The organism is Pseudomonas sp. CG7 (assembly GCF_023701885.1).
GTDB lineage: Bacteria > Pseudomonadota > Gammaproteobacteria > Pseudomonadales > Pseudomonadaceae > Aquipseudomonas > Aquipseudomonas zanjanensis.
Genome location: NZ_JABAEE010000017.1, coordinates 77542 through 95635 on the forward strand (window position 1 = coordinate 77542; position 18094 = coordinate 95635).

15 protein-coding genes and 2 tRNA genes are annotated in these 18094 nt (G+C 61.0%); 15 read left to right on the top strand and 2 right to left on the bottom strand.

Features of this window, described 5'->3' with window-relative positions; translation table 11 throughout:
• Positions 1-3: 3 nt before the first annotated feature.
• From hfq to HGO40_RS09910, 7 genes are all read left to right on the top strand, one after another.
• The gene (gene hfq, locus HGO40_RS09880; protein ID WP_003186419.1) at positions 4-264 is read left to right on the top strand and encodes an RNA chaperone Hfq; all 261 of its coding nucleotides are present in this window, start codon (positions 4-6) and stop codon (positions 262-264) included.
• 12 nt (positions 265-276) lie between these two features.
• The gene (gene hflX, locus HGO40_RS09885; RefSeq protein ID WP_053117904.1) at positions 277-1578 is read left to right on the top strand and encodes a ribosome rescue GTPase HflX; all 1302 of its coding nucleotides are present in this window, start codon (positions 277-279) and stop codon (positions 1576-1578) included.
• A gap of 85 nt (positions 1579-1663) precedes the next feature.
• Positions 1664-2836, top strand: a complete 1173-nt coding sequence (gene hflK, locus HGO40_RS09890; RefSeq protein ID WP_186707980.1) for an FtsH protease activity modulator HflK — start codon at positions 1664-1666, stop codon at positions 2834-2836.
• A complete protein-coding gene (gene hflC, locus HGO40_RS09895; protein ID WP_053117908.1) occupies positions 2836-3705 on the top strand; it encodes a protease modulator HflC in 870 nt (289 codons plus the stop codon). The genes hflK and hflC overlap by 1 nt, the downstream gene beginning before the upstream one ends.
• 325 nt (positions 3706-4030) lie before the next feature.
• Positions 4031-5218, top strand: a complete 1188-nt coding sequence (locus HGO40_RS09900) for an ATP phosphoribosyltransferase regulatory subunit (protein WP_250962838.1) — start codon at positions 4031-4033, stop codon at positions 5216-5218.
• A gap of 54 nt (positions 5219-5272) precedes the next feature.
• Positions 5273-6565, top strand: coding sequence for an adenylosuccinate synthase (locus HGO40_RS09905; RefSeq protein ID WP_250962839.1), 1293 nt, complete (start codon positions 5273-5275; stop codon positions 6563-6565).
• A 150-nt stretch (positions 6566-6715) separates the two neighbouring features.
• Complete coding sequence (locus HGO40_RS09910) at positions 6716-8650, top strand: methyl-accepting chemotaxis protein (RefSeq protein ID WP_250962840.1); 1935 nt, start codon at positions 6716-6718, stop codon at positions 8648-8650.
• Between the two features lie 224 nt (positions 8651-8874).
• Here the strand turns inward: HGO40_RS09910 and HGO40_RS09915 are convergent.
• Positions 8875-8961, bottom strand: a tRNA-Leu gene (locus tag HGO40_RS09915).
• A gap of 176 nt (positions 8962-9137) precedes the next feature.
• Positions 9138-9224 (bottom strand) — tRNA-Leu (locus tag HGO40_RS09920).
• A gap of 227 nt (positions 9225-9451) precedes the next feature.
• Between HGO40_RS09920 and rnr the strand changes: the two genes are divergently transcribed.
• The 8 genes from rnr to HGO40_RS09960 all read left to right on the top strand — a co-directional run.
• Positions 9452-12088, top strand: coding sequence for a ribonuclease R (gene rnr, locus HGO40_RS09925; protein ID WP_250962841.1), 2637 nt, complete (start codon positions 9452-9454; stop codon positions 12086-12088).
• A complete protein-coding gene (gene rlmB, locus HGO40_RS09930; RefSeq protein WP_250962842.1) occupies positions 12085-12843 on the top strand; it encodes a 23S rRNA (guanosine(2251)-2'-O)-methyltransferase RlmB in 759 nt (252 codons plus the stop codon). The genes rnr and rlmB overlap by 4 nt, the downstream gene beginning before the upstream one ends.
• 307 nt (positions 12844-13150) lie before the next feature.
• Entirely contained in the window at positions 13151-13579 is a 429-nt protein-coding gene (gene rpsF, locus HGO40_RS09935; RefSeq protein WP_003186395.1) for a 30S ribosomal protein S6, read from the top strand.
• 28 nt (positions 13580-13607) lie between these two features.
• On the top strand, positions 13608-13838 hold the full coding sequence (rpsR, locus tag HGO40_RS09940) for a 30S ribosomal protein S18 (RefSeq protein ID WP_002551829.1): 231 nt from the start codon (positions 13608-13610) through the stop codon (positions 13836-13838).
• 36 nt (positions 13839-13874) lie between these two features.
• Positions 13875-14768 (top strand): YybS family protein, encoded by an 894-nt coding sequence (locus HGO40_RS09945; RefSeq protein ID WP_250962843.1) that lies wholly within the window; start codon positions 13875-13877, stop codon positions 14766-14768.
• 18 nt (positions 14769-14786) lie between these two features.
• The gene (gene rplI, locus HGO40_RS09950) at positions 14787-15233 is read left to right on the top strand and encodes a 50S ribosomal protein L9 (RefSeq protein ID WP_003186385.1); all 447 of its coding nucleotides are present in this window, start codon (positions 14787-14789) and stop codon (positions 15231-15233) included.
• Between the two features lie 117 nt (positions 15234-15350).
• Complete coding sequence (dnaB, locus tag HGO40_RS09955; RefSeq protein ID WP_250962844.1) at positions 15351-16748, top strand: replicative DNA helicase; 1398 nt, start codon at positions 15351-15353, stop codon at positions 16746-16748.
• A 251-nt stretch (positions 16749-16999) separates the two neighbouring features.
• The coding region (locus HGO40_RS09960) for a YgiQ N-terminal domain-containing protein (protein ID WP_502943245.1) at positions 17000-18094 on the top strand (1095 nt) is incomplete at its 3' end.

Here is an 18094-nt window from a genome sequence, read left to right on the forward strand (position 1 = left end):
CACATGTCAAAAGGGCATTCGCTACAAGACCCTTACTTGAACACTTTACGTAAAGAGAAAGTTGGGGTGTCCATCTATCTGGTCAACGGGATCAAACTGCAAGGCACGATCGAGTCTTTCGACCAGTTCGTCATCCTTCTGAAAAACACCGTCAGCCAGATGGTCTACAAGCACGCGATCTCGACAGTGGTGCCCGTTCGTCCAATTCGTCTGCCTAGCGCAACCGAATCCGAAGGCGGTGACGCTGAACCGGGTAACGCCTGATAGGAGCCTCCTTTGTTCTTTGAGCGCCACGGTGGTGGTGAACGAGCCATTCTCGTTCACTTGGATGGACAGGACCCTGAGGCGCGCGAAGATCCGCAGGAGTTTCAGGAATTGGCACTTTCGGCCGGCGCCGAGACCGTCGCGTTTTTCAACGTGCCGCGTCATCGGCCAACCGCCAAGTTCCTGATCGGCAGTGGCAAGGTCGAGGAGTTGCGCGACCTGGTCAAGGCCGAGCAGGTCGATCTGGTGATTTTCAATCACATCCTCACGCCCAGTCAGGAACGTAACCTCGAACGTGTCTTCGAGTGTCGCGTGATCGACCGCACGGGGTTGATCCTCGATATCTTCGCCCAGCGCGCCCGAACCCATGAAGGCAAGCTCCAGGTCGAACTGGCCCAGCTTGAGCACATGAGTACGCGGCTGGTTCGCGGCTGGACTCACCTTGAGCGGCAGAAAGGCGGTATCGGCCTGCGCGGCCCGGGTGAAACCCAGCTGGAAACCGACCGACGCCTGTTGCGGGTTCGCCTGCGCCAGATCAAGGGGCGGCTGGAAAAGGTCCGCAGCCAGCGCGAGCAGTCGCGCCGCGGTCGCAAGCGCGCGGATATCCCGACGGTTTCACTGGTGGGTTATACCAACGCCGGCAAATCGACCCTGTTCAACAATGTCACCCAATCCGACGTCTACGCCGCCGACCAGTTGTTCGCCACGCTCGACCCGACCCTGCGCCGGCTCGACCTAGACGACCTCGGGCCGATCGTGCTGGCCGACACCGTGGGCTTCATCCGTCACCTGCCGCACAAGCTGGTCGAGGCTTTCCGAGCTACGCTCGAAGAGTCGAGCAACTCCGACCTGCTGTTGCACGTGATCGATGCCGCCGAGCCGGACCGGATGCTGCAGATCGAGCAGGTGATGGTGGTGCTGGGCGAGATCGGAGCCCAGGACTTGCCGATCCTCGAGGTATACAACAAACTCGATTTGCTCGAAGGCGTGGAGCCGCAGATCCAGCGCGATGCCGATGGCAAGCCGCAACGGGTCTGGCTGTCGGCCCGTGATGGCACCGGCCTGGACCTGCTCAAGCAGGCCGTGGCCGAGCTGTTGGGCAACGATCTGTTTGTCGGCACCCTGAAGTTGCCGCAACGTTTCGCCCGGCTTCGTGCGCAGTTTTTCGAGCTGGGGGCCGTGCAAAAAGAAGAACACGACGAAGAAGGTGTCTGCCTGCTGGCTGTTCGCCTGCCTCGGTCGGAGCTCAACCGGCTGGTCAGTCGCGAAGGGCTGCAACCGATGGAATTCATCGAGCAACACACATTGCAATAAAAGCCTGAGAAAGCGGTGTCAGGCATTCTGTAGCATTGGTCGGCGCGCCGTGGGTGCGTCTTTGCTTTATCAGATGGAGAGCGCTATGGCTTGGAATGAGCCGGGTGGCAACTCGAATAATCAGGATCCTTGGGGTGGCAAGCGTCGTAACAACGGCGACCGCAAGGGGCCGCCGGATCTCGACGAGGCCTTCCGAAAGCTGCAGGAAAGCCTGAACGGTTTGTTCGGTGGTGGTAAAAAACGCGGTGATGAGGGCGGTGGTCGCTCGGGCAAGGGCGGCGGTTTCGGCCTGCTCGGCATCGGCCTCGTCGTGCTGGCGGCTGTCTGGCTGTACAGCGCGGTCTATGTCGTGGACGAACAGGAGCAAGCCGTGGTGCTGCGCTTCGGCAAGTACTACGAGACGGTTGGCCCGGGCCTGAACATCTATTTCCCGCCGATCGACCAGAAGTACATGGAGAACGTCACGCGTGAGCGGGCGTACACCAAGCAGGGCCAGATGCTCACGGAAGACGAGAACATCGTCGAAGTGCCGCTGACCGTGCAATACAAGATCACCAACCTGCAGGACTTCGTGCTGAACGTCGACCAGCCGGAGATCAGCTTGCAGCACGCGACCGAAAGTGCCTTGCGCCATGTGGTGGGTTCCACCGCCATGGACCAGGTGCTGACCGAAGGTCGTGAGCTGATGGCGAGCGAAATCAAGGAGCGTCTGCAACGTTTCCTCGATACCTATCGCACCGGTATCACCGTCACCCAGGTCAACGTCCAGAGCGCAGCGGCACCGCGTGAGGTCCAGGAAGCCTTCGATGACGTGATCCGTGCCCGTGAAGACGAGCAACGTTCGCGCAACCAGGCCGAAACCTATGCCAACGGCGTCGTGCCGGAAGCCCGTGGCCAGGCCCAGCGCATCATCGAGGATGCCAACGGTTACCGCGATGAAGTGGTCTCCCGTGCCAAGGGTGAGGCCGATCGCTTCACCAAGCTGGTGGCCGAATATCGCAAGGCCCCTGAAGTGACCCGCCAGCGTCTGTACCTGGACACCATGCAGGAAGTCTTCAGCAACACCAGCAAGGTCCTCGTGACCGGCAACAAGAACGGCCAGAGCAATCTGCTGTACCTGCCGCTGGACAAGATGGTCGAGAGCGGTCGAAACACCAGTACGCCACCGGCCAGTTCGACGGCGGCCAGCAATGAGGCCAGCACCCGTGCGGCGGCGGACCTGCAACAACAGCAAGCACGTACCAGGGAGAGTCGCTGATGAGCAATAAATCGCTGATCGCCCTTATTGTCGGTGTCGTCGTGGCGATCGCTGCCTGGAACTGCTTCTACATCGTGGCTCAGACCGAGCGCGCGGTGTTGCTGCAATTCGGTCGCGTGGTCCAGGCTGATGTCCAGCCGGGGCTGCATGTGAAGGTGCCGTACGTCAACAAGGTGCGCAAGTTCGACGCTCGCCTGATGACGCTGGATGCGCCGACGCAACGCTTCCTGACACTGGAAAAGAAAGCCGTGATGGTGGACGCCTACGCCAAGTGGCGTGTGAAGGATGCCGAGCGCTTCTACACCGCGACCTCGGGCCTCAAGCAGATCGCCGATGAGCGTCTGTCCCGTCGCCTGGAATCGGGCCTGCGTGACCAGTTCGGTAAGCGCACGTTGCATGAAGTGGTGTCCGGCGAGCGTGATGCGCTCATGGCCGATATCACTCGTTCGCTGAATGCGATGGCGGAAAAAGAGCTGGGTATCGAAGTGGTCGATGTCCGGGTCAAGGCTATCGACCTGCCGAAGGAAGTGAACCGCAGCGTGTTCGAGCGGATGAGCACCGAGCGTGAGCGTGAAGCTCGCGAGCACCGTGCCAAAGGTAACGAGCTGGCCGAAGGCATCCGTGCCGACGCCGATCGCCAACGACGCGTGCTGCTGGCCGAAGCCTATCGTGAATCGGAAGAAGTCCGTGGTGATGGTGATGCCCAGGCCGCTTCGATCTACGCCAAGGCTTATGGTCAGGATCAGGAGTTCTACGCGTTCTACCGTAGCCTGCGTGCCTACCGTGAAAGCTTCGCGAACAAGTCCGACGTCCTGGTCCTGGACCCAAGCAGCGACTTCTTCCACTACCTGGAAAAGTCCAAGCCTTGATGCGGCGTTGACCTGAGATACTCCGCCCGGCGGCTAAAACGTCGGGCGGGGTGATCCTTTGGGAAAACGTGTGTATGATGCGGCAGCCGGGAAATTCCCGGCTTTTTTGCGTCTGCACGTTCGATTGCGGTTTATAGGTGCAGGCGTCGGGTTGAACGACTCGACAGGTTTTTCGAGGAAAGTGCCGGGCGAGGCCGATGATGGGCCATTCGTCACGTCGCTCTTGCGCGTTTTTTGCCCAAGCTGCGCGCCTGGCGCAGGCATTTTCTGCTTCACTCAAGGCCAGTCCGAAAGCTGGCCGCCCGGACCATAGGGGAATGGCGTAATGGCAACGGTAGACCGCTGGCTGCTGCCAGATGGCATCGAAGAAGTACTGCCACCGGAAGCTGCGCGTATCGAAGTAGCGCGTCGGCAGGTGTTGGATCTGTTCCAGAGCTGGGGTTACGAGTTCGTCGTCACCCCGCATATCGAGTACCTGGAATCCCTGCTCACCGGCGCGGGCCAGGACCTGGACCTGCGCACCTTCAAGGTAATCGATCCGCAGTCGGGCCGGCAGATGGGCTTTCGTGCCGACATCACGCCGCAAGTGGCGCGCATCGACGCCCACACCCTGCGCCGCGAGGGCCCGAGCCGCCTGTGCTACGCCGGCAGCGTGCTACATGCCCAACCGCGCGCCTTGTCTTCTTCGCGCAGCCCGATCCAATTGGGCGCCGAGTTGTATGGCGATGCCAGCCCGAGCAGCGACGTGGAAGTCATCAGCCTGATGCTGGCCATGCTGCAACTGGCTGACGTGCCGGATGTCCACATGGACCTGGGGCATGTCGGCATCTATCGCGGCCTGGCCCGTGCGGCCGGTTTGTCCGGCGAAGTTGAACAACAGCTGTTCGATGCCCTGCAGCGCAAGGCCATCGACGAAGTCGTCAGCCTGACCGAGGGCCTGCCGGCCGATCTGTCGGGCATGCTGCGGGCGCTGGTGGACCTGTGCGGCGGGCGTGAAGTATTGGTCGCGGCCCGTGAACGCTTGGCCCATGCGCCGGCGCCGGTGTTGGCCGCGCTGGACGACTTGCTGGCGATTGCCGAGCGTCTGTCGGTGCGCTTCCCCGAGTTGCCGCTGTATTTCGACCTGGGCGAGTTGCGCGGTTATCACTACCACACCGGTGTCGTGTTTGCGGTGTTCGTACCAGGCGTGGGTCAGTCCATCGCCCAGGGCGGCCGTTATGACGACATCGGCGCTGACTTCGGTCGTGCCCGTCCGGCGACCGGTTTCTCCACCGATTTGAAAACCCTGGTGACCCTGGGGCGTGCTGAAGTCGAGCTACCGTCTGGCGGTATCTGGATGCCTGACAGTACGGATGCGGCACTCTGGCAGGCGGTCTGCCAGTTGCGCAGTGAGGGTCAGCGCGTTGTCCAGGCTTTGCCAGGGCAACCTTTGGCCGCCGCCCGTGAAGCGGACTGCGACCGGCAATTGATTCAGCAGAACGGGCTTTGGCAAGTATTGCCGCTGGCTTCTTGAGTTTTCCCGCCGGCCGAAGCCGGCACCAAGTTTGCGCGAATGAGGACAAGTGTTATGGGTAAGAATGTCGTAGTCCTGGGCACCCAGTGGGGTGATGAGGGCAAAGGCAAGATCGTTGATCTGCTGACCGAACATGCTGCCGCCGTAGTGCGCTACCAGGGAGGCCACAACGCAGGTCACACCTTGGTGATCGACGGTGAAAAAACCGTCCTGCACCTGATTCCGTCGGGCGTGCTGCGCGAAGGTGTCCAGTGCCTGATCGGCAACGGTGTGGTGGTTGCGCCCGACGCCTTGCTGCGGGAAATCATCAAGCTGGAAGAAAAAGGCGTACCGGTGCGCGAGCGCTTGCGTATAAGCCCGTCCTGCCCGCTGATCCTGTCCTACCACGTTGCGCTGGACCAGGCCCGTGAAAAGGCCCGTGGCGAGCTGAAGATCGGCACCACCGGTCGCGGCATCGGCCCGGCCTACGAAGACAAGGTGGCCCGTCGTGGCCTGCGCATCGGTGACCTGTTCCACCGTGAGCGTTTCGCCGCCAAGCTGGGTGAGTTGCTGGACTACCACAACTTCGTCCTGGTCAATTACTACAAAGAGCCGGCCATCGACTTCCAGAAAACCCTGGATGAGTGCATGGAATACGCCGAGCTGCTCAAGCCGATGATGCTCGACGTCACCGCCGAGCTGCACGAGCTGCGTCGCGCCGGCAAGGACATCATGTTCGAAGGTGCCCAGGGTTCGCTGCTGGACATCGACCACGGTACCTACCCGTACGTCACCAGCTCCAACACCACTGCCGGCGGCATCGCCACCGGTTCGGGTTTCGGCCCGATGTACCTGGACTACATCCTGGGCATCACCAAGGCCTACACCCCGCGTGTCGGTTCAGGTCCATTCCCGACTGAGCTGTTCGACGACGTCGGTGCCTTCCTGGCCAAGCGTGGCCACGAGTTCGGTGCCACCACCGGCCGTGCCCGTCGTTGCGGCTGGTTCGATGCCGTCATCCTGCGTCGTGCCATCGACGTCAACAGCATCTCGGGCCTGTGCCTGACCAAGCTGGACGTGCTGGACGGCCTGGAAACCATCAACATCTGCGTGGGCTACAAGAACCAGGACGGCGCTGTCATCGACGCCCCGACCGATGCCGACAGCTACATCGGCCTGGAGCCGGTGTACGAGCAGATGCCGGGCTGGACCGAATCGACCGTGGGCGCCAAGACCCTGGAAGAGCTGCCGGTGGCCGCGCGCAACTACATCAAGCGCGTCGAAGAGTTGGTCGGTGCGCCGATCGACATTATTTCGACGGGGCCGGACCGCAACGAAACCATCGTTCTGCGTCATCCGTTTGCCTGATAAGTCGTTGATGCAAAACACAAAGGGCCCTCATTAGGGCCCTTTGTCGTTTCTGCCTGCCGGGCGGCACGACACTTGCTATGCAACTCCATTAAGGCACCGCTTTTCCGAGTGCCATCAAATTAATGGCGTTTGGTAGAGGGATTTCACGTGTCGGCCGTTCTCTCACTGTTACAAAGCCGTTTATTGCGGCCTGTGTTCGTTACCCTGGGTATCGCCCTTTTGGTGCAGGTGCTGGTGGCCGTTGCGCTGACCCGAAGCACCGTCACGGCACTGGAAGCCGACCTCGGTGCGCGGCTGGGGGCGGACAGCCAGAAGCTCTCCACCGAGCTGGAGCAGGCCGGGCGCGAAGTCACGTCGAGCCTGGACAGCCTGTCCGCCAATACCCGCCAGCGACTGAACGCCGGGCTGTCCGCTCGCCTGAAGGACGAGCAGGCGCAGTTGCGTGGGACGTTGGAGAAGGACTTGAGGGATTCCGCCAATGATATGGCGCAACTCCTGGCGTCCGTTGCGCCGCGCGCCATGTGGGATAACGACGTGCCCACCCTCTCTGAGTTCGCCCGTCGGGCCCAGCGCAATCCCAACGTGCTGTTCGTCATTTATGACGACGCCAATGGTGAGCACTTGACCCGCTACCTGAACCGGGAAAACCCGATCAACAAGGCGCTGCTGGAGAAGGGCAAAGGCGAGCGGGCGTTGGACAAAGTGCTGGACGCGGCGAAGAACGATCCGTCTGTGTATTACCTGGAAGCCTCGATCAACCCCAACGGCGTAGAGATCGGCAAGGTCTTGATGGGGGTTTCCACGGCTTCCGTTGAAACCGACCTGAAGGCGTTGGACCAGCGCTTCTCGGCCTTGATCGCCAGCAGCGACCAATTGGTCGGCGACAGTCTCAAGGGCGCGGCGGCTGACAGCGCCACCGCCATGCGCGGTCGCTTGGAGTCGGCCCAGGCCACGGCCACGCAGATGCAAACCAATACCGCCTCCACTGTCCAGGAGGCCGCAGGCACTTTGCGCTGGCGCATCGGCCTGGGCTGGGCGCTGGTGGGCTTCGGCGTGCGGGCGCTGCTGGCTGTGGTGCTGGGGCGTCGAGTGGTCAATCGCTTGAAGCTGCTGATCGCCGCCATGAACGACCGGGCGGCGGGCGAGGGTGACCTGACCAAGCGTGTGCAAATCAACAGCAAGGACGAAATCGGCGACATGGCCTCGGCGGTCAATCGCTTTGTGGTTAAGTTGCAGCCCATCGTGCGCGAGGCGGGCGATGTGGCCCAGCGTACCGGTGTGGAAATCGGCGCGATGACCTTGCGCAACTCCGGCGCCGACGCGGCGGCTGGGATGCAGCGCGATGAAGTGGCCGAGAGCCTGCGTGCGCTGTCGCAAATGGCTGACGAAGCTCAATCGGAAAGTCAGGCAATGCAGGCGGCGCTGCAACAAGTGGTGGAAATCCGTCAGGCCACCGATGAAAACACCCGGACTTCGGCCAAGGTGGGCGGCTTGATCGAGGCGCTGGCCGGCCAAGTGGACACCGGGGCGAAAGTGATCGAGCGGCTGGCGCAGCAGAGCGAACAGATTGAAGTGGTGCTGACGGTGATTCATGGCATTGCCGAGCAGACCTACTTGCTGGCCTTGAACGCAGCCATCGAGGCGGCGCGGGCCGGGGAAACCGGACGCGGCTTTGCGGTGGTAGCGGACGAGGTGCGGGCGTTGGCGAGCAAGACCCAGAGCTCGACGGGCGATATCCAGGCGCACATCGTGGCCTTGCAGCAAGGCGCTCGCGAGGCGGTGGCCGCCATTGGCCAGGCCGGGCGTCAGGCCAGCGAAGGTTTGTTGGTGTTGCGTGACAGCGCGCGGCTGCAGCAGTCGGTGCAGGCGTCCGTCGAGCAGGTGCATGCGGCCATCGGTTTGGCGACCCAGGCGGCGGCTCATCAGGCCCAGGGCGCGCAAGCGGTGCGTGGGCGGGTGGAGACGATCCATGCCCAGGCTGAAAAAGCGGCCCAGGCCGTGGTCGAGACCACCGCCAGCGGTAAGGTGCTGGACAGCCTGGCGGCGCAGTTGAAGGCGAGCCTGGGGCAGTTCAGGGCTTGATGGGCTGATCAGGCTGGCCCCTTCGCGAGCCAGCCCGCTCCCACAGTTGATGGTGTACTCATGAAGTACTCAATCTCCTGTGGGAGCGGGCTTGCTCGCGAAGGCGGCTTTAGTGGCTCGGATACATTCGAGTCGTCAGCCAATAATCTGGCAGCCCCAGAAACGCAAAAACCCGCTTTCGCGGGTTTCTGTGAGTTTCAAGATCATGATCTTGAAGCTTGAATTGGTGCCCAGAAGAAGACTCGAACTTCCACGACCTTGCGGTCACCAGCACCTGAAGCTGGCGTGTCTACCAATTTCACCATCTGGGCAGCATCTTCAGCGTTGCCGCTGTTGATGTCGCGCACTATACGGAGCGCGTTTTGATCTGTAAACCCCTGTTTTTGTTTTAGTAATTGCCAAGCGCAAATCCTAGGGGCAGAAATGCAAAAACCCGCTTTCGCGGGTTTTTGTTGAGCTTGCAAGTCATTGACCTGCTGCTCGAAATTGGTGCCCAGAAGAAGACTCGAACTTCCACGACCTTGCGGTCACCAGCACCTGAAGCTGGCGTGTCTACCAATTTCACCATCTGGGCAGTATCAGCAACGTGTGTACGTCGTCGATGGCGCGCACTATACGGAGCGTGTTTTTAACTGTAAACCCCTGGCGAGAAAAAAACCGCTAAATTTCACGAGCGGTGCTTCCCGGGGTGCCAAAGGGCTGGCCAAATGACGCTGGAAACGCTATCGAATGCTTGAAATTTCCCGTTTCATTAAGCCTATGCCAAACTAACCCGCATATAGACAAGGTGAAAACTCTCTAATGGCCGATTGGCAGTCCCTCGATCCCGAGGCCGCTCGTGAAGCGGAAAAATATGAAAACCCTATTCCTAGCCGTGAACTGATCCTGGCGCATCTCGCCGATCGGGGTTCGCCTGCTAGCCGCGAGCAGTTGGTCGAAGAGTTCGGTCTGACCACCGAAGACCAGCTCGAAGCCCTGCGCCGCCGTCTGCGCGCCATGGAGCGCGACGCTCAACTGATCTACACCCGGCGCGGCACCTATGCGCCGGTGGACAAGCTCGACCTGATCCTCGGCCGCATCGCCGGTCACCGTGACGGCTTCGGCTTTTTGATCCCAGACGATGGCAGCGACGACCTGTTCATGAGCCCGGCGCAAATGCGCCTGGTGTTCGACGGTGACCGGGCCCTGGCCCGCGTGTCCGGCCTGGACCGCCGCGGTCGCCGTGAAGGCGTGATCGTCGAAGTGGTGTCCCGCGCCCATGAAAGTATCGTTGGCCGTTACTTCGAAGAAGGCGGCATCGGTTTCGTTGTGCCGGATAACCCGAAGGTCCAGCAGGAAGTGCTGATTACCCCGGGCCGTAATGGCGCCGCGAAGGTGGGTCAGTTCGTCGAGGTGAAAATCACCCACTGGCCCACTGCGCGCTTCCAGCCCCAGGGCGATATCGTTGAAGTGGTCGGCAACTACATGGCGCCGGGCATGGAGATCGACGTTGCGCTGCGCACCTACGACATTCCTCACGTCTGGCCCGACGCTGTGCTCAAGGAAGCCGCCAAGCTCAAGCCGGAAGTCGAAGAGAAAGATAAAGAAAAACGCATCGACTTGCGCCATCTGCCGTTCGTCACCATCGACGGCGAAGATGCCCGCGACTTCGACGATGCGGTGTACTGCGAAGCCAAGCCCGGCAAGCTGCGCCTGTTCTCCGGCGGCTGGAAGTTGTTCGTCGCGATTGACGATGTGTCCAGCTACGTGAAGATCGGTTCGGCCCTGGATAACGAAGCCCAGGTGCGCGGCAACTCCGTGTATTTCCCTGAGCGCGTGATCCCGATGCTGCCTGAGCAGCTGTCCAACGGCCTGTGCTCGCTGAACCCGAAAGTCGACCGTTTGGCCATGGTGTGCGAGATGACCATCTCCAAAACCGGCGAAATGACCGACTACCAGTTCTACGAAGCGGTGATTCACTCCCAGGCGCGCCTGACCTACAACAAGGTCAGCACCATCCTGGAAACGCCGAAGACCAGTGAAGCCAAGGCCCTGCGTACCGAATACGCTGGCGTGGTGCCGCACCTCAAGCAACTGTACGCGCTGTACAAGGTGTTGCTGGGTGCCCGTCACGTGCGTGGCGCGATCGATTTCGAGACCCAGGAAACCCGGATTGTCTTCGGTTCCGAGCGCAAGATCGCCGCGATCACCCCGACCACCCGTAACGATGCGCACAAGCTGATCGAAGAGTGCATGCTGGCGGCCAACGTGGCCACCGCCGAATTCCTCAAGAAGCATGAGATTCCGGCGTTGTACCGCGTGCACGACGGCCCGCCGCCGGAGCGCCTGGAAAAATTGCGCGCCTTCCTCGGCGAGCTCGGCCTGTCCCTGCACAAAGGCAAGGACGGTCCGACGCCGAAGGACTACCAGGCACTGCTGGCCAGCATCAAGGACCGTCCGGATTACCATGTGATCCAGACCGTGATGCTGCGCTCCCTGAGCCAGGCGGTGTACAGCGCCGACAACCAGGGCCACTTCGGTCTGAATTACGAGGCATACACCCACTTCACCTCGCCGATCCGCCGTTATCCGGACTTGCTCACGCACCGCGCGATCCGCAGCGTGATCCATTCCAAGCAGAACACCCCGCACGTCAAGCGCGCCGGTGCCATGACCATTCCGAAGGCACGGATCTATCCGTACGACGAAGCGGCCCTGGAACAGTTGGGCGAGCAGTGCTCCATGAGCGAACGCCGTGCCGACGAAGCGACCCGCGACGTGGTGAACTGGCTCAAGTGCGAGTTCATGAAAGATCGCGTGGGCGAGTCGTTCCCTGGCGTGATCACGGCTGTGACCGGCTTTGGTCTGTTCGTCGAGCTGACCGATATCTATGTCGAGGGCCTGGTGCACGTCACCGCCTTGCCGGGTGATTACTACCACTTTGATCCTGTGCATCACCGCCTGGCGGGCGAGCGCACCGGTCGCAGCTTCCGCCTGGGCGACACCGTGGAAGTGCAGGTCATGCGCGTCGATCTCGATGAGCGCAAGATCGACTTCGGCATGTCCGACAAGCCGGCCGAAGCACCGACTGGCCGTAAAAAGCGCGGCAGCGAGACCGCCGCGCCTGCGACCAAAGGCAGAGGTAAAGGTGCTCCTGCAAAAACCGCAGAGCCTGAGCCAGCCAAGGCCGGTCGCCGTTCGTCTGCCAAGGACAAGGCTCCCGAAGCCTACCGCCCCAGCGACGCAGCGGCGAAAAACGCCGAGCTGCGCAAGAGTCGCGAGTTGAAGCAGCAGTTGCTCAACGAAGCCAAAAGCGGAGGTAAAGCGGCGTCTGGGGGAAAGGCCCACGGGGCGGAAAAGTCGTCGAGCAAGCCAAGCAAACACCGTAAAGGCCCGCCAAAAGCGGGCTCGGCCCCCGCGAAAAGCGGCGGGTCGCGCAAACCTAAGGCCAAGTCATGAGTCTGGAAAAAATCTACGGCGTGCACGCCGTAGAAGCCCTGCTGCGTCACCACCCCAAGCGTGTCAAGCAAGTGTGGTTGGCGGAAGGTCGCAGCGAGCCGCGTGTGCAAGCACTGGTCGAACTGGCTACCCAAAACAAGGTTGCCATCGGTCAGGCCGAGCGTCGTGAAAGGGCCGCGTGGGTCGAGGGCGTTCACCCGGGCGTGGGTGCGGACGTCAGTCCGAGCCAGGTCTGGGGCGAAGCCATGCTCGACGAGCTGCTCGACCGTACCGAAGGCGCGCCGCTGTTGCTGGTGCTGGACGGCGTGACTGATCCCCACCACCTCGGCGCCTGCCTGCGTTCGGCGGATGCCGCCGGAGCATTGGCGGGCATCGTGCCCAAGGACAAGTCGGCGACGTTGACGCCGGTGGTGCGGAAAGTCGCTTGCGGCGCGGCGGAAGTGATTCCGTTGGTGGCGGTGACCAACCTGGCGCGCACCCTGGAAAAACTCCAGCAGCGCGGCCTGTGGGTCGTCGGTACGGCGGGCGAGGCCGAGGTCAGCATCTATGACCAGGACCTGCCGGGCCCGACGATCCTGATCATGGGCGCCGAAGGCAAGGGCATGCGCCGCCTGACCCGCGAGCATTGCGACTATCTGGTCAAGCTGCCGATGGCCGGCAGCGTCAGCAGCCTCAACGTCTCGGTGGCCACCGGCGTGTGCCTGTTCGAGGCGCTGCGCCAGCGTAGCGTCAAGGCTGCCGCCAAAAAGCCTTGATCCAGGCGTAAATCAATTGTGGGAGCGGGCTTGCTCGCGAAAGCGGAGTGTCATTCGGCAAATCTGTTGAATGTCGGACCGCTTTCGCGAGCAAGCCCGCTCCCACATTGTTTTGTGTTGAGGTGGAAATCAGCGGTTGTTCAAATAATCGCCAATTGCCTTGCGCCGCCTTCGCCCCTTCTCTACAATTGCCCCCCTTGCTGTGATGGCAGGCACTTATGTGTCTAGCGTCCTCAAGTCCATAAGTGTCATTCACTCCTTGTCTGACCGTTTTTGAGCGGCAGGCTACAACCCGTAAGGAGCATTCATGCGTCATTACGAAATCATCTTTTTGGTGCACCCGGATCAAAGCGAGCAAGTCGGCGGCATGGTTGAGCGTTACACCAAGCTGATCGAAGAAGACGGCGGCAAAATCCACCGTCTGGAAGATTGGGGCCGTCGTCAACTGGCCTACGCAATCAACAATGTTCACAAGGCTCACTACGTGATGCTGAACGTTGAGTGCACTGGCAAGGCCCTGGCCGAGCTGGAAGACAACTTCCGCTACAACGATGCAGTGATCCGTAACCTGGTCATCCGTCGCGAAGAAGCCGTTACTGGCCAATCCGAGATGCTCAAGGCTGAAGAAAACCGCAGTGAGCGCCGTGAGCGTCGCGACCGTCCTGAGCACTCTGACAGCGCCGATGGCGATGACAGCGATAGCGACAGCGACAACAGCGATAACGCTGACGAGTAATCCACGGACCTTTTAAGGAGCCAATCACATGGCACGTTTCTTCCGTCGTCGTAAATTCTGCCGCTTCACCGCTGAAGACGTGAAAGAGATCGATTACAAAGATCTCAACACTCTGAAAGCCTACGTATCCGAGACCGGCAAAATCGTTCCAAGCCGTATCACCGGTACCAAAGCTCGTTATCAGCGTCAGCTGGCCACCGCTATCAAGCGCGCCCGCTTCCTGGCCCTGCTGGCCTACACCGACAGCCACGGCCGCTGAGACCAGGCAGTCGACGAGTAGTAAGGGATTGAATGCATGCGCGCCTTAGCTGAGTTCATCATGCGCGGTCGTATGCAGGCCACTCTGGTAGTGGCTGGATGCGCGGCATTGCCGTTGTTGTATTGGTTGGGTGCTGCCGCCGGGAGTCTTGTACTCCTGCGGCGCGGATTGAGGGACGCCTTGGGCGTTCTTGCTCTGGGACTGCTGCCGGCCTTGCTCTGGTGGCTGTATTCCGCGGACCCGCGTGCAGTCATGGTACTGCTGGGGACTTCGGCGCTGGCGTTGGTGTTGCGCGCTAGCGAATCCTGGAACCGCGTGCTGCTGGTCAGCATAGCGATAGGCGTGGTGTTTTCAGTGGTGCTCGGGGTGGCTTTCGCACCCCAGATCGAGATGCTGTCGCAGGCTTTGATAAAAATCCTGCCCGAGGCGCTCGGTGATCTCTACCAGCAGATGTCGGTAGAAGAGCAGGCGCGTTTCGCGTCCCTGATCGCCCCCGTCCTGACCGGACTGATTGCGGCCTTGTTGCAAATCGTCAGTGTGCTGAGCCTGATTATCGGGCGCTACTGGCAGGCGTTGTTGTACAACCCGGGTGGTTTTGGTCGCGAGTTTCGCGCCATCCGTTTCCCGCTTGGGCTGGCGATGTTGCTGTTGGCGGGCATGCTTCTGGGGCCGAACTTCGGTCCGCAGATGGCGATGCTCACGCCGTTGTGCAGTGTACCGCTGGTCTTTGCCGCCCTGGCCCTGATTCACGGGCTGGTGGCGCAAAAGCGACTGGCCAGGTTCTGGCTGGTGGGGTTGTACGTCACGTTGTTGCTGTTCATGCAACTGATCTATCCGTTGCTGGTGGTCTTGGCCATCGTCGACAGCCTGATTGATTTTCGCGGTCGTATGGCGCCGAAAGACGCCGACAACGCGAACGGTGAAGGTTAAAAGTTAGAGGATTTTCACATGCAACTGATCCTTCTGGAAAAAATCGCCAACCTGGGCAACCTGGGCGATAAAGTAAACGTTAAGGCCGGCTACGGTCGTAACTACCTGCTGCCTTTCGGCAAAGCCACCGCTGCGACCGCTGCCAACCTGGCTGCGTTCGAAGAGCGTCGCGCTGAGCTGGAAAAAGCCGCCGCAGACCGTAAAGCATCGGCTGAAAGCCGTGCTGCCCAACTGGCCGAGCTGGAAGTGACCATCACTGCCACCGCTGGCGACGAAGGCAAGCTGTTCGGTTCGATCGGTACTCACGACATCGCTGACGCACTGACCGCCTCCGGCGTTGAAGTTGCGAAAAGCGAAGTTCGTCTGCCGAACGGCACCATCCGCAACGTAGGTGAATTCGACGTAGCCGTGCACCTGCACGCCGAAGTTGAAGCCACCGTACGCGTTGTCGTGGTAGCAGCCTAAGCAACACCTGTCGGCTGGCACCCTCGGGTGCTTGCCGGTAACATCGGGCACGATCCTGTTTACAGGTCGTGCCCTTTGTCTTTCTGCAATTCCTGATTTTCATAACCAGACGTGGCCATGAACGAAATCACCGCCCCCGAGCAATACGATCTGCAAACCGCTGCCCTGAAGGTGCCTCCGCATTCCATCGAGGCCGAACAGGCCGTGCTGGGCGGCCTGATGTTGGATAACAACGCCTGGGAACGTGTGCTCGATCAAGTCTCCGATGGCGATTTCTACCGGCATGACCACCGCCTGATTTTCCGTCCGATCGCCCGTCTGGCCGATCAGAACATGCCGATCGACGTCGTGACCCTGGCCGAGCAATTGGACAAGGAAGGGCAGACGTCCCAGGTCGGCGGCCTGGGTTACCTGGGTGAACTGGCGAAAAACACGCCGTCGGTCGCCAACATCAAGGCTTATGCCCAGATCGTGCGCGAGCGGGCGACCTTGCGCCAGTTGATCGGCATCAGCACCGAGATCGCCGACAGCGCCTTCAACCCGGAAGGCCGCACCGCCGCCGAGATCCTTGACGAAGCCGAGCGGCAGATCTTCCAGATCGCCGAGGCCCGGCCGAAAACCGGCGGCCCGGTGAGCGTCAACGACCTGCTGACCAAGGCCATCGACCGCATCGACACCTTGTTCAACACCGACAACGCCATCACCGGCCTGTCCACCGGCTACACCGACCTCGACGAGAAGACCAGCGGCCTGCAACCGTCCGACCTGATCATCGTCGCCGGCCGGCCGTCCATGGGTAAGACCACCTTTGCGATGCACCTGGTGGAAAACGCCGTGCTGCGCAGCGACAAGGCCGTCCTGGTTTACTCCCTCGAGATGCCAGGCGAATCGCTGATCATGCGTATGCTCTCGTCCCTGGGGCGTATCGACCAGACCAAGGTCCGTTCCGGCCAACTGGAAGACGACGACTGGCCACGCCTCACCTCGGCGGTCAACCTGCTCAACGACCGCAAGCTGTTCATCGATGATACGGCGGGCATCAGCCCGTCGGAAATGCGTGCCCGGACCCGGCGCCTGGTGCGTGAGCACGGCGACATTGCGCTGATCATGATCGACTACCTGCAGTTGATGCAGATCCCCGGTTCCAGCGGTGACAACCGGACCAACGAGATTTCCGAGATCTCCCGTTCCCTCAAGGCCCTGGCCAAGGAATTCAACTGCCCGGTGGTGGCCCTGTCCCAGTTGAACCGTTCCCTGGAACAGCGTCCCAACAAACGTCCGGTGAACTCCGACTTGCGGGAATCCGGAGCGATCGAGCAGGACGCCGACGTGATCATGTTCGTCTACCGGGACGAGGTGTATCACCCCGAGACCGAACACAAGGGCATCGCCGAAATCATCATCGGCAAGCAGCGGAACGGCCCGATCGGCTTTATCCGCCTGGCGTTCATCGGCAAATACACGCGTTTCGAAAACCTGGCGCCGGGTAGCTACAATTTTGATGATGACGAATAACCTGTTCGGCATTTCATGAGGCTAACCCCTTTCCCAAAAGGGTGTGCTTCTCCTGTGGGAGCGAGCTTGCTCGCGATAGCGGTGTAACTGTCGGCACATGCATTGAATGGGCTGGCCCCTTCGCGAGCAAGCTCGCTCCCACATTGGGTTTGCAGTGCGCCACTAATTTCCGACCATAGCCGTCGGAATTGATCAAATTTTGTGCTATATTCCGCGCCCGCGATTTTTCATCCTTTATACCGGTCATCGACATGCAAGCAGCCAAGCCGTTATTTGACTATCCCAAGTACTGGGCCGAATGTTTCGGCCCGGCGCCGTTCCTGCCCATGAGCAGGGAGGAGATGGATCAGCTCGGCTGGGATTCGTGCGACATCATCATCGTGACCGGTGATGCCTACGTCGATCACCCGTCGTTCGGCATGGCGATCATTGGCCGTCTGCTGGAAGCCCAGGGCTTCCGTGTCGGGATCATTGCCCAGCCAAACTGGCAGTCCAAAGACGACTTCATGAAGCTTGGCGAGCCCAACCTGTTTTTCGGTGTCGCGGCCGGCAACATGGACTCGATGATCAACCGCTACACCGCCGACAAGAAAATCCGCTCCGACGACGCCTACACCCCGGGTGGTTTGGCGGGCAAGCGGCCGGACCGTGCGAGCCTGGTCTACAGCCAGCGCTGCAAGGAAGCCTACAAGCATGTACCGATCGTGCTCGGCGGCATCGAAGCGTCCCTGCGCCGCATCGCTCACTACGATTACTGGCAGGACCGGGTGCGCAACTCGATCCTGATCGACGCCTGCGCCGACATCCTGCTCTACGGTAACGCCGAGCGGGCGATTGTCGAAGTCGCCCAGCGCCTGTCCTATGGCCACAAGATCGAAGACATCACCGATGTGCGCGGCACTGCGTTTATCCGTCGTGACACGCCGCAAGGCTGGTACGAAGTCGACTCCACGCGCATCGACCGCCCGGGCAAGATCGACAAGATCATCAACCCGTACGTGAATACCCAGGACACCGCAGCCTGCGCCATCGAGCAAGAGAAGGGTCCGGTTGAAGACCCGAGCGAAGCCAAGGTCGTGCAGATCCTGGCGAGCCCGAAAATGACCCGCGACAAGACCGTGATTCGCCTGCCATCGGTGGAAAAGGTCCGTGGCGACGCGGTGCTCTACGCCCACGCCAACCGCGTGCTGCACCTGGAAACCAACCCGGGCAACGCCCGTGCGCTGGTGCAGAAGCACGGCGAAGTCGATGTCTGGTTCAACCCGCCGCCCATTCCGATGACCACTGAAGAAATGGACTACGTGTTTGGCATGCCTTACGCACGTGTTCCCCATCCGGCGTACGGC

What these genes read in the sequence shown, in the direction of transcription:
- dnaB (WP_250962844.1), top strand. Translation starts at nt 15,351, where the DNA reads ATGAACGAAATCACCGCCCCCGAGCAATACGATCTGCAAACCGCTGCC.
- rpsF (WP_003186395.1), top strand. Translation starts at nt 13,151, where the DNA reads ATGCGTCATTACGAAATCATCTTTTTGGTGCACCCGGATCAAAGCGAG.
- rplI (WP_003186385.1), top strand. Translation starts at nt 14,787, where the DNA reads ATGCAACTGATCCTTCTGGAAAAAATCGCCAACCTGGGCAACCTGGGC.
- HGO40_RS09905 (WP_250962839.1), top strand. Translation starts at nt 5,273, where the DNA reads ATGGGTAAGAATGTCGTAGTCCTGGGCACCCAGTGGGGTGATGAGGGC.
- hflK (WP_186707980.1), top strand. Translation starts at nt 1,664, where the DNA reads ATGGCTTGGAATGAGCCGGGTGGCAACTCGAATAATCAGGATCCTTGG.
- hflC (WP_053117908.1), top strand. Translation starts at nt 2,836, where the DNA reads ATGAGCAATAAATCGCTGATCGCCCTTATTGTCGGTGTCGTCGTGGCG.
- HGO40_RS09900 (WP_250962838.1), top strand. Translation starts at nt 4,031, where the DNA reads ATGGCAACGGTAGACCGCTGGCTGCTGCCAGATGGCATCGAAGAAGTA.
- HGO40_RS09945 (WP_250962843.1), top strand. Translation starts at nt 13,875, where the DNA reads ATGCGCGCCTTAGCTGAGTTCATCATGCGCGGTCGTATGCAGGCCACT.
- rlmB (WP_250962842.1), top strand. Translation starts at nt 12,085, where the DNA reads ATGAGTCTGGAAAAAATCTACGGCGTGCACGCCGTAGAAGCCCTGCTG.
- rnr (WP_250962841.1), top strand. Translation starts at nt 9,452, where the DNA reads ATGGCCGATTGGCAGTCCCTCGATCCCGAGGCCGCTCGTGAAGCGGAA.
- hfq (WP_003186419.1), top strand. Translation starts at nt 4, where the DNA reads ATGTCAAAAGGGCATTCGCTACAAGACCCTTACTTGAACACTTTACGT.
- rpsR (WP_002551829.1), top strand. Translation starts at nt 13,608, where the DNA reads ATGGCACGTTTCTTCCGTCGTCGTAAATTCTGCCGCTTCACCGCTGAA.